This window comes from Nocardia sp. NPDC127579, assembly GCF_042672005.1.
GTDB lineage: Bacteria > Actinomycetota > Actinomycetes > Mycobacteriales > Mycobacteriaceae > Nocardia.
In genome coordinates this window covers 42815-62488 of the sequence record NZ_JBHXVZ010000008.1, presented here as the reverse complement: position 1 = coordinate 62488, position 19674 = coordinate 42815, and the positions used below count along the sequence as shown (strand labels likewise).

Annotated in this window: 16 protein-coding genes and 1 pseudogene; 7 read left to right on the top strand and 10 right to left on the bottom strand. The window is 70.5% G+C overall.

What is annotated here, in order from left to right; translation table 11 throughout:
* Positions 1–8 precede the first annotated feature (8 nt).
* Complete coding sequence (locus ACFVMC_RS25420; protein WP_379214194.1) at positions 9–1172, top strand: sulfotransferase family protein; 1164 nt, start codon at positions 9–11, stop codon at positions 1170–1172.
* A gap of 29 nt (positions 1173–1201) precedes the next feature.
* Here the strand turns inward: ACFVMC_RS25420 and ACFVMC_RS25415 are convergent, their stop codons facing one another.
* Positions 1202–1894, bottom strand: coding sequence for a PaaI family thioesterase (locus ACFVMC_RS25415; protein ID WP_379214193.1), 693 nt, complete (start codon positions 1892–1894; stop codon positions 1202–1204).
* A gap of 196 nt (positions 1895–2090) precedes the next feature.
* Here ACFVMC_RS25415 and ACFVMC_RS25410 point away from each other — a divergent pair, with 196 nt between their 5' ends.
* On the top strand, positions 2091–2747 hold the full coding sequence (locus ACFVMC_RS25410; protein ID WP_379214191.1) for an HAD family hydrolase: 657 nt from the start codon (positions 2091–2093) through the stop codon (positions 2745–2747).
* Between the two features lie 7 nt (positions 2748–2754).
* Here the strand turns inward: ACFVMC_RS25410 and ACFVMC_RS25405 are convergent, their stop codons facing one another.
* Entirely contained in the window at positions 2755–3348 is a 594-nt protein-coding gene (locus ACFVMC_RS25405) for a TetR/AcrR family transcriptional regulator (RefSeq protein ID WP_379214189.1), read from the bottom strand.
* Between the two features lie 64 nt (positions 3349–3412).
* Here ACFVMC_RS25405 and ACFVMC_RS25400 point away from each other — a divergent pair, with 64 nt between their 5' ends.
* Positions 3413–3907: a hypothetical protein gene (locus tag ACFVMC_RS25400; RefSeq protein WP_379214187.1), complete on the top strand. Its 495-nt coding sequence runs from the start codon at positions 3413–3415 to the stop codon at positions 3905–3907.
* A 4-nt stretch (positions 3908–3911) separates the two neighbouring features.
* Here ACFVMC_RS25400 and ACFVMC_RS25395 read toward each other — a convergent pair whose 3' ends face one another.
* Positions 3912–4709 carry an ABC transporter ATP-binding protein gene (locus tag ACFVMC_RS25395; protein WP_379214186.1) on the bottom strand — a complete coding sequence of 266 codons (798 nt, stop codon included), beginning with the start codon at positions 4707–4709 and terminating at the stop codon, positions 3912–3914.
* Complete coding sequence (locus ACFVMC_RS25390; RefSeq protein WP_379214184.1) at positions 4706–5374, bottom strand: FadR/GntR family transcriptional regulator; 669 nt, start codon at positions 5372–5374, stop codon at positions 4706–4708. Before ACFVMC_RS25390 ends, ACFVMC_RS25395 begins: the two co-directional genes overlap by 4 nt.
* A 190-nt stretch (positions 5375–5564) precedes the next feature.
* On the opposite strand from ACFVMC_RS25390, the pseudogene ACFVMC_RS25385 reads away from it, so the two are divergent.
* Together ACFVMC_RS25385 and ACFVMC_RS25380 are read left to right on the top strand one after the other, a co-directional pair.
* Positions 5565–6893, top strand: a pseudogene (locus ACFVMC_RS25385) (2-isopropylmalate synthase); the annotation flags it as partial.
* 67 nt (positions 6894–6960) lie between these two features.
* Complete coding sequence (locus tag ACFVMC_RS25380) at positions 6961–9291, top strand: ATP-binding protein (protein WP_379214183.1); 2331 nt, start codon at positions 6961–6963, stop codon at positions 9289–9291.
* Between the two features lies 1 nt (position 9292).
* On the opposite strand, the gene ACFVMC_RS25375 is transcribed toward ACFVMC_RS25380, so the two are convergent.
* The 4 genes from ACFVMC_RS25375 to ACFVMC_RS25360 all read right to left on the bottom strand — a co-directional run bounded on the left by ACFVMC_RS25375 (position 9293) and on the right by ACFVMC_RS25360 (position 13460).
* Positions 9293–9820, bottom strand: a complete 528-nt coding sequence (locus ACFVMC_RS25375) for a DinB family protein (RefSeq protein ID WP_379214181.1) — start codon at positions 9818–9820, stop codon at positions 9293–9295.
* 27 nt (positions 9821–9847) lie between these two features.
* The gene (locus ACFVMC_RS25370) at positions 9848–10702 is read right to left on the bottom strand and encodes an alpha/beta fold hydrolase (RefSeq protein ID WP_379214180.1); all 855 of its coding nucleotides are present in this window, start codon (positions 10700–10702) and stop codon (positions 9848–9850) included.
* Positions 10702–11868: a 3-hydroxy-9,10-secoandrosta-1,3,5(10)-triene-9,17-dione monooxygenase oxygenase subunit gene (gene hsaA, locus ACFVMC_RS25365; RefSeq protein WP_379214178.1), complete on the bottom strand. Its 1167-nt coding sequence runs from the start codon at positions 11866–11868 to the stop codon at positions 10702–10704. The genes ACFVMC_RS25370 and hsaA overlap by 1 nt, the downstream gene beginning before the upstream one ends.
* Positions 11869–11960: 92 nt before the next feature.
* Positions 11961–13460: an FAD-dependent oxidoreductase gene (locus tag ACFVMC_RS25360; protein WP_379214176.1), complete on the bottom strand. Its 1500-nt coding sequence runs from the start codon at positions 13458–13460 to the stop codon at positions 11961–11963.
* 165 nt (positions 13461–13625) lie between these two features.
* Between ACFVMC_RS25360 and ACFVMC_RS25355 the strand changes: the two genes are divergently transcribed.
* Positions 13626–16064: a PEP-utilizing enzyme gene (locus tag ACFVMC_RS25355; protein WP_379214174.1), complete on the top strand. Its 2439-nt coding sequence runs from the start codon at positions 13626–13628 to the stop codon at positions 16062–16064.
* A 45-nt stretch (positions 16065–16109) separates the two neighbouring features.
* On the top strand, positions 16110–17030 hold the full coding sequence (locus ACFVMC_RS25350) for a tyrosine-protein phosphatase (RefSeq protein WP_379214172.1): 921 nt from the start codon (positions 16110–16112) through the stop codon (positions 17028–17030).
* 33 nt (positions 17031–17063) lie between these two features.
* Here ACFVMC_RS25350 and ACFVMC_RS25345 read toward each other — a convergent pair whose 3' ends face one another.
* Positions 17064–17687, bottom strand: coding sequence for a maleylpyruvate isomerase family mycothiol-dependent enzyme (locus ACFVMC_RS25345; protein ID WP_379214170.1), 624 nt, complete (start codon positions 17685–17687; stop codon positions 17064–17066).
* Between the two features lie 361 nt (positions 17688–18048).
* Positions 18049–19455 (bottom strand): xylulokinase, encoded by a 1407-nt coding sequence (xylB, locus tag ACFVMC_RS25340; protein WP_379214722.1) that lies wholly within the window; start codon positions 19453–19455, stop codon positions 18049–18051.
* Between the last annotated feature and the right edge of the window lie 219 nt (positions 19456–19674).

The following is a 19674-nucleotide window of genomic DNA, read 5'->3' as shown; positions in this document are numbered from 1 at the left end:
GAACCCAGATGATCGGTCGACCCGATGTCGGCACCCTGGATGACCTGCACGCCTCGGCGACCAAGGTCGTCGGCCTGGACGATTTCGGCGATCCCGGCTACCGCGAGGGTTTGGGGGTGCTGCTGAAGTCCCTGACCGAGGACGCCGAGCTGACCCCCTTCGGCAACAAGGTGAATCGGGCGTTCCTGCGCGGCGCGCTGATCGCCCGACTGCTCAGCGAGTCCGCCTGGCAACGCTTTCCGGAGCACGAGCAGGTCGCGATCGAACGCCCGATCTTCGTCACCGGCCTGCCGCGCTCGGGCACGACGGCGGTGCACCGGCTGCTCAACGCCGACCCGGCGCATCAGGGGCTGGAGATGTGGCTGACCGAATTCCCGCAGCCGCGCCCGCCGCGCGAGACCTGGGCGCAGAACCCGGTGTATCAGCGGCTGGCCGCCGCCTACGAGCAGCATCATGTCGAGCATCCGGAATTCATGGGCGTGCACCATATTTCGGCGGATCAGGTGGAGGAGTGCTGGCAGCTGCTGCGGCAGTCGGCGCTGTCGGTGTCCTACGAGTGCCTGGCCTATCTGCCGAGCTATTCGCAGTGGCTGGCCGAGCAGGACTGGACCGACGCCTACCGGCGGCACCGGCGCAATCTCCAGCTGATCGGCCTGCCGGACGCGAATCGCCGCTGGGTGCTGAAGAATCCGAGCCATCTGTTCGCGCTGGACGCGATCATGGCGGTGTACCCGGACGCGCTGATCATCCAGATGCACCGCGACCCGCGCACTATCATCGCCTCGGTGTGCAGCCTCAACGAGCAGGCCACCGACGGCTGGTCGGAGAAGTTCCGCGGCCCGGTCGTGGGCGCCACCCAGCTGGACCTGTGGGCGCGCGGCGCCGACCGTTTCCTCGTCGATCGCAAGCGTTACAACCCGGCGCAGTTCTGCGATGTCTACTACGAGGACTTCGTCGCCGATCCGATCGGCATGGTCGGCTCGATCTACCATCACTTCGGCCTGGATCTGAGCGAGCGGGCCGGCGCGGCCATGACCGCGCTGCATGCCGAAAGTACTTCGGGCGCAGCACGTCCGGTCCACAAGTACACCCTCGACGACTTCGGCCTCACCGCCGAGCAGGTCGACGCGCGGTTCGCGCGGTATCGGGAGGCGCACTACCCGGGCCGGTGAGCGAGCGTCCGGCCCGATGCGGGCGGACGTTACTGCTGACCCGGCTTCAGGACGATGAACAGGCCGTGCGCTTCGGCGCACAGGCGGTCGCCGTCGTGCAGGGTGGCGCGCAGGTAGACCTTGCGGCCGTCCTGGCGTTCGGCCCAGGCGTGCAGGCGCAGCTCGGTGTTCAGCGGGGTGACCGAGCGGTAGTCGACGGTCAGTGACGCCGTTCGGGTCACCGAGCCGGTGTGTACGGCGGCGGCCATACCCATGAGGTCGTCGAAGCCGAGGGAGATGTGGCCGCCGTGTGCCGCATTGTTGCCACCGAGGTGGAAGGTGCGGAAGGTGATGCGCGCGTGCACGCCGTCGCGATCGGCGGACTCGATCCGGAACGGCGGCAGCGTGATGTTGCCGCGGCCGGGCAGATCGTGCCGGGTCCAGGTGGGCGAGGACCATTCGGTGACCGTCGCGGCGGCGAGCCGGTCGTTGAGTTTGGTCAGTGTGTCGATTGCCTCGAGGGCAAGGTCGTCGGTGGGGCTGAGCAGGCGAGCCCGGTCCATTACGGTGCGCACCTGTTCGATCAACTCGCCGTAGTGCGGTCCGCCGCGCGGGGCGCCGCCGCTGGCCAGTTCCGCGTCGATCGCCTCCACCATCGGCCGGAACCCGCCCTCGTGGTGCTCCTCGCTGGGCAGCGCGGGGCCGGGGCCGGTCGGGTCGGTGCCCGGGCGCAGTTCACTCATATAGAACATGTTATTGGTTGCTCGCTGGACGCTCGCGCCCGGAGGAGGGTTGCGCCCGAGGCCGCGGGCGGCCCCTCGGGCGCTGCCGCAGGCCCGGCCCTTAGTCTTGGTAGCCGATTGTTCCGCAGGTCTCGGCGCGAAAACCCACGCGAGCACCGTTCCCGCGTGCTCATGGCAGGCGAAAGGCTTTGTCCCGATGCGTATTACGGCGGTCGTCTTCGACATGGACGGCATCCTGATCGACTCCGAACCCGTGTGGGAACGGGTGCGGCGCGACTACGTCGCCGAGAAGGGCGGGCAGTGGCTACCGGATACGCAGAAGCGGCTGATGGGCATGAGCACCGGCGAATGGTCGGCCTACCTCAGCGGTGAACTCGGCGTCGGCGGGACCCCGGACAGCGTCGCCGACGAGGTGATCGAGCGCATGGCCGCCCACTACGACCAGGCCGTGCCGCTGCTGCCCGGCGCCGTCGCGGCGGTCCAGCGCATGAGCGAGAACTGGCCGCTCGGGGTCGCCAGCTCCTCGCCGCGCACTCTGATCAATACCGTCCTCGGCCGCACCGGCCTGATCGAGTTCTTCGACGTGACCTTCTCCACCGAGGAGGTGGACCGGGGCAAACCGGCGCCCGATGTGTATGTCGCGGTCGCGGCCTTCCTGCGTAAGAAGTCGACCGACTGTGCGGCCGTGGAGGATTCGAGCAACGGCATCCGCGCCGCACATGCGGCGGGCATGCGGGTGATCGCCGCGCCCCGGCCGGAGTATCCGCTCGACCCGGATGCCGCCGCCCTGGCCGCCCACGTCATCGACAATCTGGACGAACTGCGCCCCGCGCTGGTCGATGAAGGGGCCTGACGCGCGATCAGCGACGGCAGGACCCGAGCAGGGTGCGCGCGGCCTCGGCGATGTCCTCGTCCAGCCAGTCGGGCAGCCTCGCCGCGTGGGCGTGCCGGCGCAGGGCGGCATAGGGCAGGTCGACCACGGCGCGGCCGACCGCGTCGATCTCGCGGTCGCCGTCGCGGCCGGTGAGTTCGCGGGCGATACGGCGCAGCTGCTCGATCAGTGGTGCGTTCATCGTGGCCAGCCGGGCCTGGAAGGCGTCGTCGGGGCCGCCGTCGAGCAGATCGCTGGGACGCAGGCTGAGCAGCAGCCTGGCGTCCTCGGGTAATTCGCGGCCGAAGCGGATCGACGCGCGCACCATGGCGACGCCCGCCTCGACCGGATCCGGTGTGCCTGCGGCGGCGAGCGCGCCCGCCTGGAACCGGCCGAGTGCGCGCAACCAGGCCGCGGTCAGTACGCCGTTGCGATTGCCGAAGCGGTGATACAGCGTGCCGACGGGCGCGCCGCTGGCCGCCGCGATGGCGGCGACGCTCGCCGCCCGCGGGCCCTCGCTCAATACGAGAGTGCGCGCGGCGTCGAGGATCACATCCGAATCATGCTTGCGGGGTGGTGCCACTACTAGTACGTTCCTTCTATATGGAGCGGTTGCCCTATATCGACGAACACACCAGAGTAGCGGCATGATCCCGGGGGTGGTGTGGGGCGCCGCCGAGGCCGAGCGGGAATTGTCCCTGCCCTGCGACGAACTGCAACCGCTCGGGCAGCAGGCGGATCGTGCGATCAGTATCGACGCCCCGCTCGGCGTGGTGTTCGGCTGGCTCTGCCAGCTTCGCGTCGCGCCCTACAGCTACGACCTGATCGACAACCTCGGACGCCGCAGCCCCACCCGCCGCGATCCGGAGCTCACCGAACTCGAAGCGGGACAACGCTTCATGTTCGCCTTCCGGCTGCACTCGTTCGTGCCCGACGGCCACCTCACCATGACCTCGGGCAATCTCGCCGTCACCTATGCCATCCGCTCGGAGGAGGCCGGTACCCGGCTGCACGTGCGCTTGCGCTGGCGGGTGCCTCGAATCGCGTTCCACGCCTTGTCGTTCGGGGATCTGCTGATGATGCGCAAGCAGTTGCGCACACTGAAGGAGCTGGCCGAAGCCGAGGCGCGGTCCGCGCGCTGAACGGTCAGCGCAGCGCCGCGAGCGGTTCGGTGTGCGCCCGGGCCGACCAGCGGCCCCGGTCGTAGCGGACCTCGACGGGGTGATCGAAAGCGGCGCTGACGGTTTCGGTGGTGATCACCTCGCGGGCCGGGCCCGCGGCGACCGTGCGGCCGTCGGCGATGAGCAGCGCGTGGGTCGTGCTGGTCGGAAGTTCCTCGAGGTGGTGGGTCACCAGGATCGAGGCGACGGGGGAATCGGCCAGGCGGTCCAGGGTGTGCAGCAGTTGCTCGCGGGCGGCCAGGTCCAGACCGGTGGCCGGTTCGTCGAACAGCAGCAGCCGCGGTTCGGCGATGAGCGCGCGGGCGATCAGGGTGCGGCCGCGTTCTCCCTGGGAGAGGGTGGGCCAGGTGCCGGCGGCCTTGGCGGCCAGGCCGATGGTGTCGATCATGGCGTCGGCGCGGGCCAGGTCGTCGGCGGTGGGAGTCCAGCGCATCGGGGTGTCGATGGTGGCGGTGAGCCCGGTGAGCACGACCTCGCGGACGGTGAGCGGATAGCGCAGGGGGTGGCGCGGATTGACGTGCCCGATACTGCGGCGCAGGCGCGCGAGTTCGACCTTGCCCATCTGTTCGCCGAGCACGTGCACGGTGCCGGAGCTGGGAAAGGTGACCGCGCCGCAGAAGCCGAGCAGGGTGCTCTTGCCCGCGCCGTTGGGGCCGAGCAGCGCCCACCGCTCGCCGGGCCGCACGGTCAGCGAAATGCCGTGCAGGATCTGGTTTCCGTCGCGGCGGAAGGTCACGGTGTCGAGTTCGAGCACGGGTGTCACGAGAAGGCCGCCTTCAGTTCGGTCAGGTGCGCGCGGCTCGATTCCGCGGCGCCGGAAGGGTTTCGGTGCGCGATGGCGTCGGCCAGGCGAATGTGGGCATCGTGATCGGTGGCGTCGGCGACGGGCTGCAGTCTCAGCATGTCGATCATGGCGATCCGCAGCCGGGGGAGGAAGCTGTCGAAGAGCTGGGTCAGCACATCGTTGTGCGCGGCGACGATGACCGCGCGGTGGAAGGCCATATCGGCGTCCACGTGCGCGTCGACCGGCTCGCCGTGCGCCTCGCGGGCGGCCAGGGTGCGTCGGATGGCGCGCAGATCGGCGGGTGTGCGGCGCTGAGCGGCCAGGGCGGCGGCTTCGGCCTCGATGGCGATCCGCGCCTCGATCACCGAGGCGATGGTGGCCCGGCGCAGCACCGCGTCCCACTCCTCGGCCACATCGAGTGCGATGACGTAGACGCCCGCGCCCTGACGGCTGTCGAGCACGCCCTTGCCGGCGAGCTCGCGGATGGCCTCGCGCAAGGTCGAGCGGCCGACGCCGAGTTGCGCGGCGAGTGTCGTCTCGCCTGGTAGGCGGTGTCCGAGTGCCCACTCGCCACGCTGAATCCGGCCGAGCAGCAACTCGGACGTCTGTGCCGCCAGTGGGTGGCGGCGAACCTGGGCGACCATCTCCACCTCTCTACTTGTCTGAGGAGTTGTGTAGAGTCTAGCAATCATGCGCACCATGCTTCTGCTTAGCCGCCACGGCGGGGCCTGACCGACCGGCCGCCCGCCGTGGGGCAGCGTCGTGGCCGGTCACCCTTCTTGTGACAGGAAGCAGATGAGCGACTTTCCCTGGTACCGCCAGCGTCCCTCGCGGATGCCCTCGCACCGTTACCGCAATGTCTTCGACCGCGTGGATGTACCACTCACCCAGCGGAATTGGCCCGACGCCCGAATAACCCAGGCGCCGCTGTGGGTGCCCGTCGACCTGCGCGACGGTAACCAGGCATTGGCCGAGCCGATGGACCCGCTCCGCAAGCGCCGATTCTTCGAACTCCTGGTGGCCATGGGCTACAAGGAGATCGAGGTCGGCTATCCCTCGGCCTCCCGGACCGATTTCGATTTCGTCCGCCTGCTCGCCGAAACCGAACTGGCCCCACCGGACGTCACCATCGTGGTCTTCACCCCGGCCCGGCGGGATCTGATCGAGCGCACCGTGGAATCGGTGCGCGGGATCGGCAACGACGTCGTCATCCATCTGTACACCGCCACCGCGCCGGAGTGGCGGAACACGGTGCTGGGCAAGGATATCGACGCGGTGGCCGAGTTGATCCGGGCGGGCGCGCGCGACATTCTCGAACTGGCCGGGCACCTGCCCACCGTGCGCTTCCAGTTCTCGCCCGAGGTGTTCAACCTGACCGAACCGGACTATGTGCTCGAGATCTGCGACGGCGTGACCGCGCTGTGGGACGCCACGCCGGATCGCCCGGTCACCCTCAATCTGCCCGCGACAGTGGAGGTGGCCACGCCCAACGTGTACGCCGATCAGATCGAGTACATGCACCGGAACCTGGCCCGTCGCGACGGTGTCGTCCTGTCGGTGCACCCGCACAACGACCGCGGTACCGGGATCGCCTGCGCCGAACTGGCCGTGCTCGCCGGCGCGCAGCGTGTGGAGGGCTGTGTCTTCGGCAACGGCGAGCGCACCGGCAATGTCGATATCGCGACCCTGGCGCTGAACCTGCACGCGCAGGGCGTGGACCCGATGATCGATTTCTCCGATATCGACGAGATCCGCCGCACCGTGGAGTACTGCACCCGGCTGCCGATCCCGCCGCGGCACCCGTACGTGGGCGAAATGGTGCACACCGCGTTCTCGGGGACGCACCAGGACGCCATTCGCAAGGGCCTCGCCGAGCATCGGGCCCGCGCCGCCGCCACCGGCGTCGCGGAGCGCGAGCTCGAGTGGCGGGTGCCGTATCTGCCGATCGATCCGGCCGATATCGGGCGCACCTACGAGGCGGTCATCCGGGTGAATTCGCAATCCGGCAAGGGCGGCATCGCCTACCTGCTGGAAACCGAATACGGGCTGGACCTGCCGCGCGAGGTGCAGGTCGACTTCGCCCGCCGGGTGCAGGAGCACACCGACGCGACCGGTCGCGAGGTCACCGCCGCGGAACTGCGTGAGCTGTTCGCGGCGGCGTATCCGGAGACGGCCACTGGTCGTTAGGTCGGGTAATTTCCGGCCGGCATCTTCGGGCAAAATGCCCGAGATGTCGGCCGGGCGTGCGAAGGTAATCGGCGTGGTGCGGCACGTGCGAGGAAACCTTCCGGCGGAGGTGACGAGCTTCGTCGGGCGTGGCGGCGAGGTGGCCGCGGCCAAGGCGCTGCTGTCGAGCACCCGCCTGCTGACTCTCACCGGTCCGGGCGGCGTCGGGAAGACGCGGCTGTCGCGGCAGGTCGGCGCGGCCGTGCGCCGGGCTTTCCCGAACGGTGTGTGGCTGGTCGAGGTCGCGCACGTGCACGACGGGGAACTGGTCGCGTCGAGTGTCGCGAGCACGCTCGGGCTGCGCGACGACACCAGCGCCCCGCTGGCCGGGCTCACCGACTTTCTGGCCGACAAGCACCTGCTGCTTATCCTGGACAACTGCGAACACCTGATCGATGCCTGCGCCGAGCTGGCCAGTCGGATCATCCCCGCCACCAGCGAGATTCGAATCCTGGCGACCAGCCGCGAACCGCTCGGGGTGGACGGTGAGCAGATCCTGCCGGTGCCGCCGCTGGCCGTCCCCGCCGACGACGACACGGTCGGCGAACACGGAACCGGCGCCAGTGACGCACTGCGGCTGCTGATCGAACGCGCGACGGCCGCCAATTCCGAATTCCGGGTCACCGACGCCAATCGGGGTGCGCTGGCCGCCATCTGCCGCCGCCTGGACGGGATTCCGCTGGCGCTGGAACTGGCCGCGTTGCGCCTGCGGATATTCACGCCCGAGCAGGTCCTGGCCCGCCTCGACGACGCGATGAAACTGCTGACCACCGGGCTGCGCACCGCACCGCGCCGCCAGCAGACGCTGGAGGCGGCCATTCGCTGGAGCTATGACCTGTGCACGCCCGACGAGCAGCGGCTCTGGGAACAACTGTCGGTGTTCGCCGGCGGGTTCGACCTGGACGCGGCCGAGGCCGTCTGTCACCTGCCGCTGCCCGCGGTCCTGGTGGATTCGCTGACCGGGCTGGTGGAGAAGTCGGTGCTGACCTACCGGCCCGAGGGCGACGGCACCGGCCGCTACACCATGTTGGAGCCGCTGCGGCAGTTCGCGCTGGCCGAGCTGGCGGCGCACGGCGGCGAGCGCGCGGTGCGGCTCCGCCATCGCGAGCACTACTATCTGCTGGCTCATCGCGGGCGCACCGACTACTGGGGCAGCCGTGACGCCGACTGGTTCCGCGAGGTCACCCGCGAGCATCCGAATCTGCGTGCGGCGCTGCAATTCTCGCTCGCCGACCCGGAGGGCGCGCATCGCGCGCTGGAGATCGCGAACGAACTGCGGCCGTTCTGGGAGCACTATCGATTCCTGCTCGAAGGTTATCGCTGGCTCGGCGAGGCACTGGCCAAGGATCGAGGGCGCAGCGTCGCCCGCGCCCGGGCTCTGGCCGCCGCCTCGGTGATCGCCGCCATGCTGTCCGACATCGCCGAGGCGAACCGGTTCGCGGACGAATGTTTGGCGCTGGCAACGGAATTGGACGCGACGGAGGTGCTCGTCGAGCACCGGTTGCTGTCCGCGCTGCTGACCTTCGCCACCGGCGACCCGTCCGGCGCGCTCGATATCGCGGTCGTCGGCGCGGCCGAAGGCGCGGCGTGCGCGCACCACGGCGTGGAGATGGAGAGCCTGGCCTTCGGCTACGTGTGCGCGCTGGTGCTGGCGGATGCGCGTGCCACCGAGATCGCGCGGCGATTCCGGACGCGGGCCGCCGAGCACGGTTCGCATCTACTCGGCGGACTTGCCCTCTGGGCCACGGGTACCGACCACTGGCGAAACGGCGATCTGGACAGCGCGACCGCGGATCTGCGCCGGGCGCTCGAGCAGTTCCGCCTGTTCGACCGCTGCGTGTGGACCGCCTCGGGTTTCGACGGCCTGGCCTGGGTCGCCGCGGCACAGGGCGACCATGCGCGCGCGGCTCGCCTGATGGGCGCGGCGGTCGCGGTCCGGCAGGGGAGTACCCAGCGCCTCGCGCACGCCATGACCGAGGCGGTCGGCGACACGGTCCGTGTCCGGGTGGCACAGGCCCTGGGGGAGCGGGAGTTCCAGGCGGCCTTCGACGGAGGCGCCGCCTTGCCGCTGGACGAGGCCATGCGTTTCGCGCTCGAACTCGAACCCGAGCCCGCCGCGGTCATGGCGCCCGAAGCCGTTGCGGCGGATGTGCTTACGCGCCGGGAGAAGGATGTCGCCCGCCTGGTCGCCGCCGGGCACAGCAACAAGCGGATCGCGACCGATCTGGTCATCTCGGTGCGCACCGCCGAAAGCCACATCGACCACATCCTGACCAAGCTCGGGTTCACCTCGCGAACCCAGATCGCGGGCTGGGCGATCGCGAACCTGCGCTGAGCTACTCCCCGGTCACGCCGTCGATCGCCTCGCGCAGCAGATCGGCATGCCCGTTGTGGCGCGCGTACTCCTCGAGCATGTGCAGATACACCCAGCGCAAGGTGTACATATCCGGCCGATCCGGGCGCGGATGCGGGAATTCGGCATCCAGCGCGATCTCCGCGACCGCCGCGTCGCACTTGGCGAGCTCGTCCCGGTAGCGGGCGTAATCGCGTGCGGCGTCGGCGGTTTCGATCGCGTTGAAGTCGGCGTCGGGGTCCGTGCTGTAGTCGTACACCGGACTCAGGCTCTTGCCCGCGGCGGTGACCCGGAACCATCCCCGTTCCACGTCGGCCATGTGCCGCAGCAAGCCCAGCAGGGTGATGTTGGAGGTGGGTACGGCCCGGGTGCGAAGTTGCTCGCCGGTGAGCCCAGCGCATTTCCAGAGCAGGGTATCGCGGTGGTAGTCCAGGAATGCTTGTAGCTGGGTGCGCTCGTCACCGGCGAACGGTGGTTCGCGGCGATCGATCTCGGGGGCCGTCCACGTCATCGGCCGACCCTAACCCGAGCGAGTACCTCAGCGCAGCCCGTGGCCGAGGAAGTCGATCACCGTGCGTTCGAAGGCCGCTTTGCGTTCCACCTGCACCCAGTGTCCGCAGCGGCCGAAGAGCCGCAGATCCGCGTTCGGCAGCTGCCGCGACGGCAGCAGCGCGCCTTCCACCGGTGTGACGCGGTCGTCGCGGCCCCACAGCATCAGCACCTCGTGCCGCAGTCCGCGCAGCCGGGCCCACAGCGGAATCGGTTCGGCCAGTGCGGGATCGGCGAAGGTGGCGTAGGCGTCGCGCAGGGCGGCGATGGCGGCCGGATCGGCGGCGGTGCGCAACCGGGTATCCACCAGTTCGTCGGTGAGCACCTCCGGGTCGAACACCATGGTGCGCAGCCAGTCCAGGACCCGGTCCCGGGTCGGGTCGGCGGTGAAGTCGAGCAGCCGCCGGATCCCCTCGGACGGTTCGGGTCCCAGGACGTTGACGCCCACGCCGCCGGGCGCCATGAGCACCAGCCGATCCACCCGACCCGGATGCTCGAGCGCCACCAGGGTCGCGACCGCGCCGCCCATCGAATTGCCGAGCAGGTGCGCGCTGGGCAGCTCCAGCTCGTCCAGCAGGCCGACTACGGCGTCCGCGGCGATTCGTAAATAGTTGCGCTCGTAGACATCCGGGCGCTCGCTGGCGCCGAATCCCGGCTGATCCAGGATCAGGCACCGGAAGTGCCGCGCCAGCTCGGGCAGGTTCGCGCCGAAGTTGGCCCAGCCCGAGACCCCCGGCCCCGACCCGTGCAGCAGCACCAGCGGCGGGCCCGAACCGGCCTCGTGGAAGCGCAGTTTCAGCCCGTCGACGGTGACCGAGCGGGAGGTCGACTCCGCGGTCGGCATCAGATCATCCGGTCTTCGACGGTGATCCCGAACTCGCCGCGGCCGAACATGGCCAGCGCCCGCTCGACATCGTTGATGACGTGCACGCTCCCGGCGTGCGCGTCGCGCCAGTGCCGTTCGATCGGATTGGGTTTGCGAATGGAGTGCCCACCGGAGTTGTCGAAGAGCAACTCGATCGCCTGGATGCAACGTTCGGTGCCGCGCACCTGGTCGCGGCGGGTGCGCAGGCGCAGCCGGGCCGGAATCTCCTCGCCCGCTTCGGCATAGCGCAGCAGATCGGCGATATTGCGTTCCATCTGCAGGATCGCGGCGTCGATCTCGGACGCGGCGCGCGCCACCCGGACCTGCGCGAAACCGTCGTCGGCCACCTTCTGCCCGCCGTAGGACAGGCGCACCCGGTCCCGCATGCGTTCGATATGGGCCGCGTAGGCGCCCTCGGCGGCCCCGATGATGGGTGCGACGATGGTGTTGGAGAAGACCGACGCGAACGGAATCCGGTACAGCGCCGCGGGATTGGCTTCCTGGCCGGGGCCGCGCAGCTGCGACTGCTCGGCGGCGCTGTAGGCGCGGTGGTGCGGGACGAAGGCCTTGTCGATGACGATGTCGTTGCTGCCGGTACCCGAGAGGCCGACCACATGCCACACGTCGTCGATCTCGTAGTCGGCGCGCGGGACCAGGATCGTCAGGTAGACACCGGGATTGCCGTTCTCGTCCGGCGCGAGCGCGCCGAGGAAGACCCATTCGGCATGCGCGCAGCCGGAGGAGAAGCTCCAGCGGCCGCTGACCTCGTATCCACCCTCGACCGGCGTCAGCTTGCCGGTGGGCGCGTAGGAGGAGGAGACGAGCGTGTCGGGGTCGGTGCCCCACACGTCTTCCTGCGCCCGGAGCGGGAACAGCGCCAGCTGCCACGGATGCACACCCAGGACCGACGACACCCACCCGGTCGACGGGCAGGCCGCCGCGATCGCCCGGATGACCTCGTAGAACGCCACCGGCGAGGCCTCGTCGCCGCCGAAGCGCGACGGCTGGAGCATGCGGAACACACCCGCCTCGCGCAGTTCCCGGATGCTCTGCACGGGCACCTGCCGCTGCTGGTCGGTCTCGGCGGCCCGCTCCCGGATCGCCGGCAGCAGATCCCGCACCCGATCGAGCACCTTGTTGGTCATGGCGGGCGTCCTCCTGCGTAGGTCCGGGAATGAGAAGTCGGCACTCTCAGAATCGCGCACCCGAGGCGCGGTACCGTGCCGATTCACCGACGCTATGCCGAATCGTCGTCTGCGGTGGCCGGCAGTCCCGATGATCGGAACCGGTGGGCGGCGCGAGTTCCGGCGAGACGGCCGAAATAGGTGCCGTCGCCGAGCGAGGTGCCGCTGATGTAACCCTCGCCGTGCAGGCCGGACGCGGCGCGACCGGCGGCGTAGAGGCCCGGGATGGGATCGCCGCCGAGGTCGAGGACCTCGCCGTCCGGCGTGGTGTGCAGGCCGCCCAGGGTGAAGACCGATGCTCCGGTGCCGCGCCGGGCGGCGGCCTGGCCGGGTGGCCGGACGCCGGCCCGGATATCGATGGCGGCCAGCGGCGGTGTGAGCGGGCGCAACCAGCGCGCGGCCTTGTGGAAGTCGGGATCGGTTCCGGCCGAGGCGAATTCGTTGTAGCGCGCCAGCGTGGCAGCCAGCGAACCCGGCGGGAGGCCGAGCAGATCGCCGAGCTCCTCGGCGGTCTCGGCGACGTGCGTGGGCCGCACGCCCCAGCGCTGCGGCTCGGGGACCTCCTCGTAGCCCTGTTCGTCGAGAATCACCCAGACCTCGAGGTCCTGGCGGAACAGGGCAGCCTGGCCGATCCGGCCGGGATAGGTGTCCTCGGTGACGAAGCGCTGGCCGCGCCCGTTGACCACCATGCCGCGCGCGGCGAAACCCGGAATCAGCGAGATGCCGACCTGACCGGTGGCCATATGCCGGACCGCGGCCCCGATCGCCTGTGCCATCCGGATGCCGCTGCCGTCGTCCCCGCCGCCGCTGACCTTGGTGTGCCCGAGCAGGCGGGGCGCGTGCGCCGCCAGCATGGCGTCGTTGTCGACGAAGCCGCCGGTGGTGAGCACGACACCGCGCCGGGCGCGGATCGCGAACTCCGTTCCGTAGCGGCGGGCCCGCACGCCGATGACCGAACCGTCCTCGGCGAGGACGAGACTCGTCACGGAGGTGTCGAACTGTGCTGCGGCACCGGCGGATTCGGCGGCCGCGACCAGCAGCTCCATCAGCATACGGCCGCCGAAATCCGCTGCGGCGGGCCGATGTCCGCGTGGCGCCGGGGTGGCGAGTCCGGTGAACGGCCAGCTGTTCTCACCCAGCCACATGAGACCGTCGTCGGTGGGCGGCACCCAGGTCGGCGCGTCCCACAGCGTGGGCTGGAACGGCACGCCGCGCGCGCGGAGCCAGTGGAAATGATCGACGCTGTCCGCGCAGTAACGCTGGAGCTTCGCCTCGTCGGAGCCCGGCCCGAGTGCGGCGCGCAGAAAGGCCGCCATCTGTTCGGGGTCGTCCTCGAAGCCGCACGCCCGCTGGATCGGGGTGCCGCCGCCCAGGTAGATCTCGCCGCCGGACAGCGCCGAGGAGCCGCCCGCCCCGCCCGCCTTCTCGAGCACCAGGACCTCGGCCCCGGCCGTCGCGGCTTCGAATGCCGCCGCGGCTCCGGCACATCCGTACCCGACCACCAGGACCTCGGTCTCGAGGTCGAACCGGTCCGGGGCATGGTGCTCGCTCATACGTCCCAGATTCGCTGTGCGCGTCCGGCCGACGCCGACCCCATCTCGCTGGCCAGAGACGTCCGACCGCTGAGTGGGACTGGAGTCGGTCACCGCGGGGCGCACTCGCGACAGTGTGTGAACGGCGTCACTTTCGTCAGCGTGCGCCAGTGAGGAGACAGATTCATGGGTGCGGCGGGTCGGCTGCGGATCCTGATCACCGGAGTCACCGAGCCCAGCGGTCGGGCCGTGGCGCGCATGCTGCTGGCCGCCGGGCACGAGGTGGTAGGCCTGGACCGGCGGTGGCATCGCTTCGTGGACCCGCGGGTGCGGTTCACGGCGGGCGACCCGGCCGATCCGGCGGTCTGCGCCACGGTCGTGGCGGGCTGCGACACGGTGATCCACCTGGCCGGACCCGCGGTGTCCGCGCCGGCCGCGGCAGCTCGCGCCGCGGGTGCGCAGCTGATCGTCCCCGTGGTCGCGGGCGCGCGATCGGCGGGTGTCCCCGAGACGGAGATCGTGCGCGCGCTCGAGGCCTCGGGTGCGCGGCATCTGCTGGTGCGCACCGCGCCGCTCGCGGGGCGGCGGATCGGGCACCAGACCCGGCGTGCCCTGGAACCGCTGCTCGGCGCACGCGCGGCCGACGGCTGCCAGCTGCTGCACACCGACGATCTGGAACGCTTCCTGGTGCTGGCCGCGACCGCACCGCGTTCCGGCGTGGTCGAATTGGCCGCACCGGGCGTGGTCACCACGGCGCAGTTGCGAGAACTCATGCGGGACAAGGGCGTCCGGTACTCGGCTTGGGTGCCGGCCTGGTCGAAACCGGGGCTGCTGCTGAATCCCGGGGTGGCCCAGCGTGAATGGGGCTTCCGCTGCGGATGGACCGCGCACGAGGTCGCTGCCGATCTGGTGCGCGGCCTGGTCGGCCGCGCGCCGGCGGGTGGCGGCTTCCGCACCCGGCGCGGCGCGATTCCGTTGCCCGGCCACGTGATTCCCGCCCGCGCCCAGACCTCCGACCAGCACGAGCTGATCGATGTCGCGCCCGAGGGGCTGGAAGGCGAATTCGACGACCGGGTCGACCCGCGCTATCCGGTGCACACCGCCACCAACACCTCCGAAGCGCTGCCGGGACCGCTCACCCCACTCACCATCGATCTACACGCGGGCGCCATCCGCCTGGCCAACGAGGCCATGGGCGCCATGATCGCCCTGGAGGGAATCGCGCTGGAGCACTGGACGAGTCGCGTCACCACCGTGCTCGGTCACCACATCTACATCAACGCCTCGATCGGCGTGCTGGCCGCGGAGAACATGCCGGGCTGGGACGAGGAGAGCATCCGGCGCGACGCCTACGGCAATATCCCGGACGAGATCCCGCTCACCCCGCACGGCAAACCGCCCATGCCGACCGGGCTGGGCAGCGTCGCGGGGACCTGGCGCGCCACCTCCCGGGTGATCGCGACGGCACGGCGCTTCGCCGCTACCGCGGAACTGATCAACGCGGCCGCGAAAGCGGAAGCCCTGACCGCCGAGGCGATTCGCGAACTCGACGACGAGCGGCTGCACGTGCGCGCCCTGCTGTGGCGGGATCGGCTGTACCAGGCCTGGCAGGCGGCCTCGATCGGCGTCATGATGACCGGCGCCGCCACCGCGATCCACGCGCGCGGCAAGAACGCGGGTGAGGTACCGATCGACCTGCACCGGCTGGAATCGGCCAAACCGATGCTCGCGGTGGAGCGGCTGGCCGAGTTCTGTCGCGCCGATCCGGCGCTGCGGGAGCTGGCCCGCGCCGGCGACCTGGACGCGGCCCGCGCGCACTCGGCGGCCTTCGCCGCCGCCCTGGACTCGGAGCTGTCCGCGATCGCGCACCGTGGGCCCGGCGAGTGCGAACTGATCAACCCGACCTTCGGCGACAAGCCCGCCCTGCTGGTCACCGCCGCCGCCCGCGCCGCCGAATTGCCCGCGCCCAAACGGGAACCCGTCGACGCCGCGCCCGGGCGCACCGCGCGGATGGCCGCGGGCGCCACCGTCGCGCGGGAGCGCGCCCGCGACGCCGTGGTGCGGATCAACCACTGCCTGCGCCTGGCGGTGCGCGAGCGCGGCGCCCGCCTGGTCGACGCGGGCGTCCTGCGCGCGACCGAGGATGTCTGCTTCCTCACCCTGGACGAGATCTTCGGCCCACCCGCCGAGGTGGCCGATGTCGTCGCACGCCGCCGCGCCGAACGCGACCGCCTGAAGGGCGTCCGGATGCCCGATGTCGTTGCCGGACACTGGGAACCGGTTCCCGACGCGGGCGCGCTCGCCGACGGGGAGACACTCACCGGTATCGGCGTGTGCCCCGGCGTGGTCGAGGGCCGGGTGAAACTCGTGCTCGGCCTGGACGACGACATCGAGCCCGGCGACATCCTGGTCGCCGCGGTCACCGATACCGGCCACACCGCCATGTTCGCCTACGCGGCCGCCGTGATCACCGATATCGGCGGGTCGGCCTCGCATGCCGCGATCGTCGCCCGGGAATTCGGCATTCCCTGCGTCGTCGACACCAAGACCGCGACCACCGGTCTCGCCGACGGGCAGCGCGTCCGGGTGGACGGCGCCGCCGGCACGGTGACCCGACTGGCCTAGTGCTTGGGTCCGCGTCAGCGGCTCATGATGGAAAGGAACCCGCTCGTGAAATACTCGCGCGCACTGCGCGGCACCGTCGCCGCGTCCGCTGTCCTGCTCGTCGGCCTGCTACCGCTGAATACGCCTGCGGCGCTGGCGGATTCGGCCGCCGTACCGGTGCTTCGGGCACCCGGCGGTGCCGATCGGCCGCTGGGGCTGGCGCACGCGCCCAACGCCCGCGATATCGGCGGCTATCCCGTCACCGGCGGCGGCAAACTGAAGTTCGGCCAGGTCTTCCGGGCCGACGCGCTGGACACCATCGACGCCGGCGAGCAGGCCGCGCTGGCCGGTCTGAAGATCACCGAGGCCATCGACCTGCGCAGCCCGGCCGAGGTGTCGGCCGCGCCGGACAAGCTACCCGCCTCGATCAAACGCACCGAACTGCCGATCTACGATCCCGCCGATGACTTCTACCTGATGGTCACCGGCCTGATCGGCGCCGGACCGGACAGGCAGCAGGAGGCGCTCGGCGACGGCAAGGCCGCCGAGATCATGCGCACCTACTACCGCTGGTTCGTCACCGACGCGACCGCGCGCAACCAATTCGCCACGGCGCTGCGCGGTATCGCCACCGCGCCGGCGCCGATCCTCTACCACTGCACCGCCGGCAAGGACCGCACCGGCGTGCTGACCGGCATCGTCATGGAAGCGCTCGGTGTCGCGAAAGGCCAGATCTACCAGGATTTCCTGGACTCCAACGACAATCTGGCCGCCAAGAACGAGGCGCTGCTGACCGGATTGGAGTCGCGTGGGCTGATCAAGGACCGCGAGCTGTTCGTGCCCCTGGTCGGAGTGCAGCGGGATTACCTGGAGGCGTTCTTCGACCAGACCCGGCAGTCCTACGGATCGTTCGAGAAGTACCTGAGCGACGGGCTCGGGGTCGATTCGGCCACGATCGACGCGCTGCGCGCCAAACTGGTGGGCTGAGCCACGGCGGGTGCCGGTGACGGCACCCGCCGTTCAGGCCGTGAACCGGTGCGCCGCCGCGCCCTGGAGGCGACCGGGCGGAAGCTTGCGACCGCACTGCACCAGCAGCAGGTCCTGGGCGTGGCCGGTGAGCGGCTCGCCCGAGCCGTAGCCGAAGTCCATATCGTCGGCGCGCAGTTCGATGCCCTCCAGGTCGACGCCGAAATACGCGATGCTCCTGGGGGATTGGTCGGCGAGCACGATCCGCAGGTGCTCGTGTGGCACCTGGCGATCCAAGCCCAGGCCCACCGTGATGTCCAGGCCGTGGATGATGTCGTGCGCCAGCGCGCCCGCGTAGCCGCCGCCCGGCGGCTTCCACGGATGGGTGACGTTGTCGCGGACGCACCGCAGGAATTCCGCCGCCGAGATCTCCGCCGCCTCCCGGCGCGCCACCCGGTCGGCCATCCGATCGAAATTACCGCGTGCCTTGACCATCTCCAGGGCGAACCGCGGCAGCGACATCCGATACGCCATGGTGATGTGGGCGACGGTTTCGCGCACCCGCCACCCCGCGCACAGCGTCGGCCGGTCCCAGTCGGCCTCCCTCAGTCCGGCCAGCACGTCGCCCAGATCACTGCGCTCCGCCTCGATCGCCGCCCGTATCCCGGTCTCACTCACCTGCACTCCTCCCAGTCGATGACACCTCGTCCCGAGTTCTGACGACCCGCCCGCGCCAAACTCATCGGCGCCGGCCGCTCCCGGAAGCCTCACCTGGCCCCCACCCCCGCGATCGTGGGGTGAAGTGGGACATCGCTGTGGGGGCTTCTCGCGAAATGCCACCGTCATGTCCCACTTTCCAGCTCCGCCGATTGTGGATGGCGAGGTTTTTGGGGATGGGCGGTTCGAGGGTGGTTTCGCGGGGGACGATCGGTGGGGTGAGTTGCGGACCGATTCCGGGGAGCTGGGCTTTGGGTGGGGGTGGGGGTGGGGGGGTACCGGCGGCGTGGGGCGTCTCCCGTCGGCGCGGGTCGTGCGGGGCTCACTCGTCGGCTCGGCCGTATTGTCGGGTCCGGGCGTCGGCGTACTGGGCGCGTATGCGTAGGCCGGTTGAATTGTCGTGGGGGCGGGGGAGTTCTGTGGCTGCGGTGCGTGGCCAGGCGGGGGGATTCGGGGTGCTGGTCAGGGACCAGGCGGCCTGACGGGCAGCGCCGAGGGCGACATACTCGGCGGGTTCGGGAACCGTGACGGCAGTGTCGAAGATCTGGGGGGCCAGGGTGCGGACCAGCTGGGAGCGGGCAGCGCCGCCGATCAGCAGGACCCGCTGGATCGGGGCGCCGGTGGCGCGCAGGTGGTCGAGCGCGTCGGCCAGGTTGCAGAGCATACCCTCGTAGGCGGCACGGGCGAGATGGGTGGGGCGCATGGTGTCCGGTCGCAGGCCGTGCAGTGTGCCGGTGGCGTGCGGGAGGTTCGGGGTGCGCTCGCCGGTCAGGTAGGGCAGCAGGGTCAATCCCGCCGCGCCCGGTTCGCTACGCTCCGCCAGGGTCTCGAGTTCGCTGCGCGCGACACCGAGCAGATCGGCGCTCGAGCCGAGCACCCGGGCCGCGTTCAAGGTGCACACCAGGGGTAGGAAATCGCCTGTCGCACTGGCGAATCCGGCTACAGCGCCGAAGGGGTCGGCGCTCGGCGTCCCGGTTCGCGCGAACACGGTGCCGCTGGTGCCGAGCGAGACGACCACCTCGCCGGGCCCGATCCCGAGCCCCAGCGCCGCACCGGCGTTGTCGCCGGTGCCCGCGGCGACCGGAACACCCTGCGGCGTGTGGCCCGCCACGGCGTTCGGCTCCAGCACCCGCGGCAGTCGCGGCGTCCTGCCCCGAAATGCCAGTGCCAGTAGGTCTTCGCGATACTCGGCGGTCGACGGCGACCAGTATCCGGTCCCGGAGGCGTCACCGCGATCGGTCGTGGGTTCGGCCCGCGCACCGCACAACCGCCAGGTCAGGTAGTCGTGCGGCAACAGGACGAGGTGGGTGCGATCGGCCCGCGCGGGTTCGTGGTCGGCCAGCCAGCGCAGCTTCGCGACGGTGAGGGCGGCGACCGGGACGCTGCCCACCGCGTCCGCCCACGCGCGCGGCCCCCCGAACTCGGCGATCAGGTCGGCGGCGGCCCCGGCGGAGCGGGTGTCGTTCCACAACAGGGCATCTCGGACCGGCTGCCCCTCCTCGTCCAACGCGACCAGTCCGTGCTGCTGGCCCGCGACGGCAATGGCCTCGACCCGGTCGAGCAGCCCGTCACTCGCGGACCGCAGTGCTTCCCACCACGCCTCGGCGCGCACTTCGGTCCCCTCGGGATGCGACGCCCGCCCCTGCGCCACCACGACTCCCGAATCCGCCTCGCACACCACGACTTTGCAGGCCTGAGTCGAGCTGTCCACCCCGGCCACCCAGGTCACCGCCCACCTCCGCAGCCGCGCGTCACGCACAGGCACCGGTTCCTACGGGTCACGACCGGCCTCCGCGATCTCGGGTGTTGTGGCTGTTGGCGGTGGGCTTGGTGTGGTCTCGGGTGTTGTGGTTGTTGGCGGTGGGCTTGGTGTGGTCTCGGGTGTTGTGGTTGTTGGCGGTGGGCTTGGTGTGGTCTCGGGTGTTGTGGTTGTTGGCGGTGGGCTTGG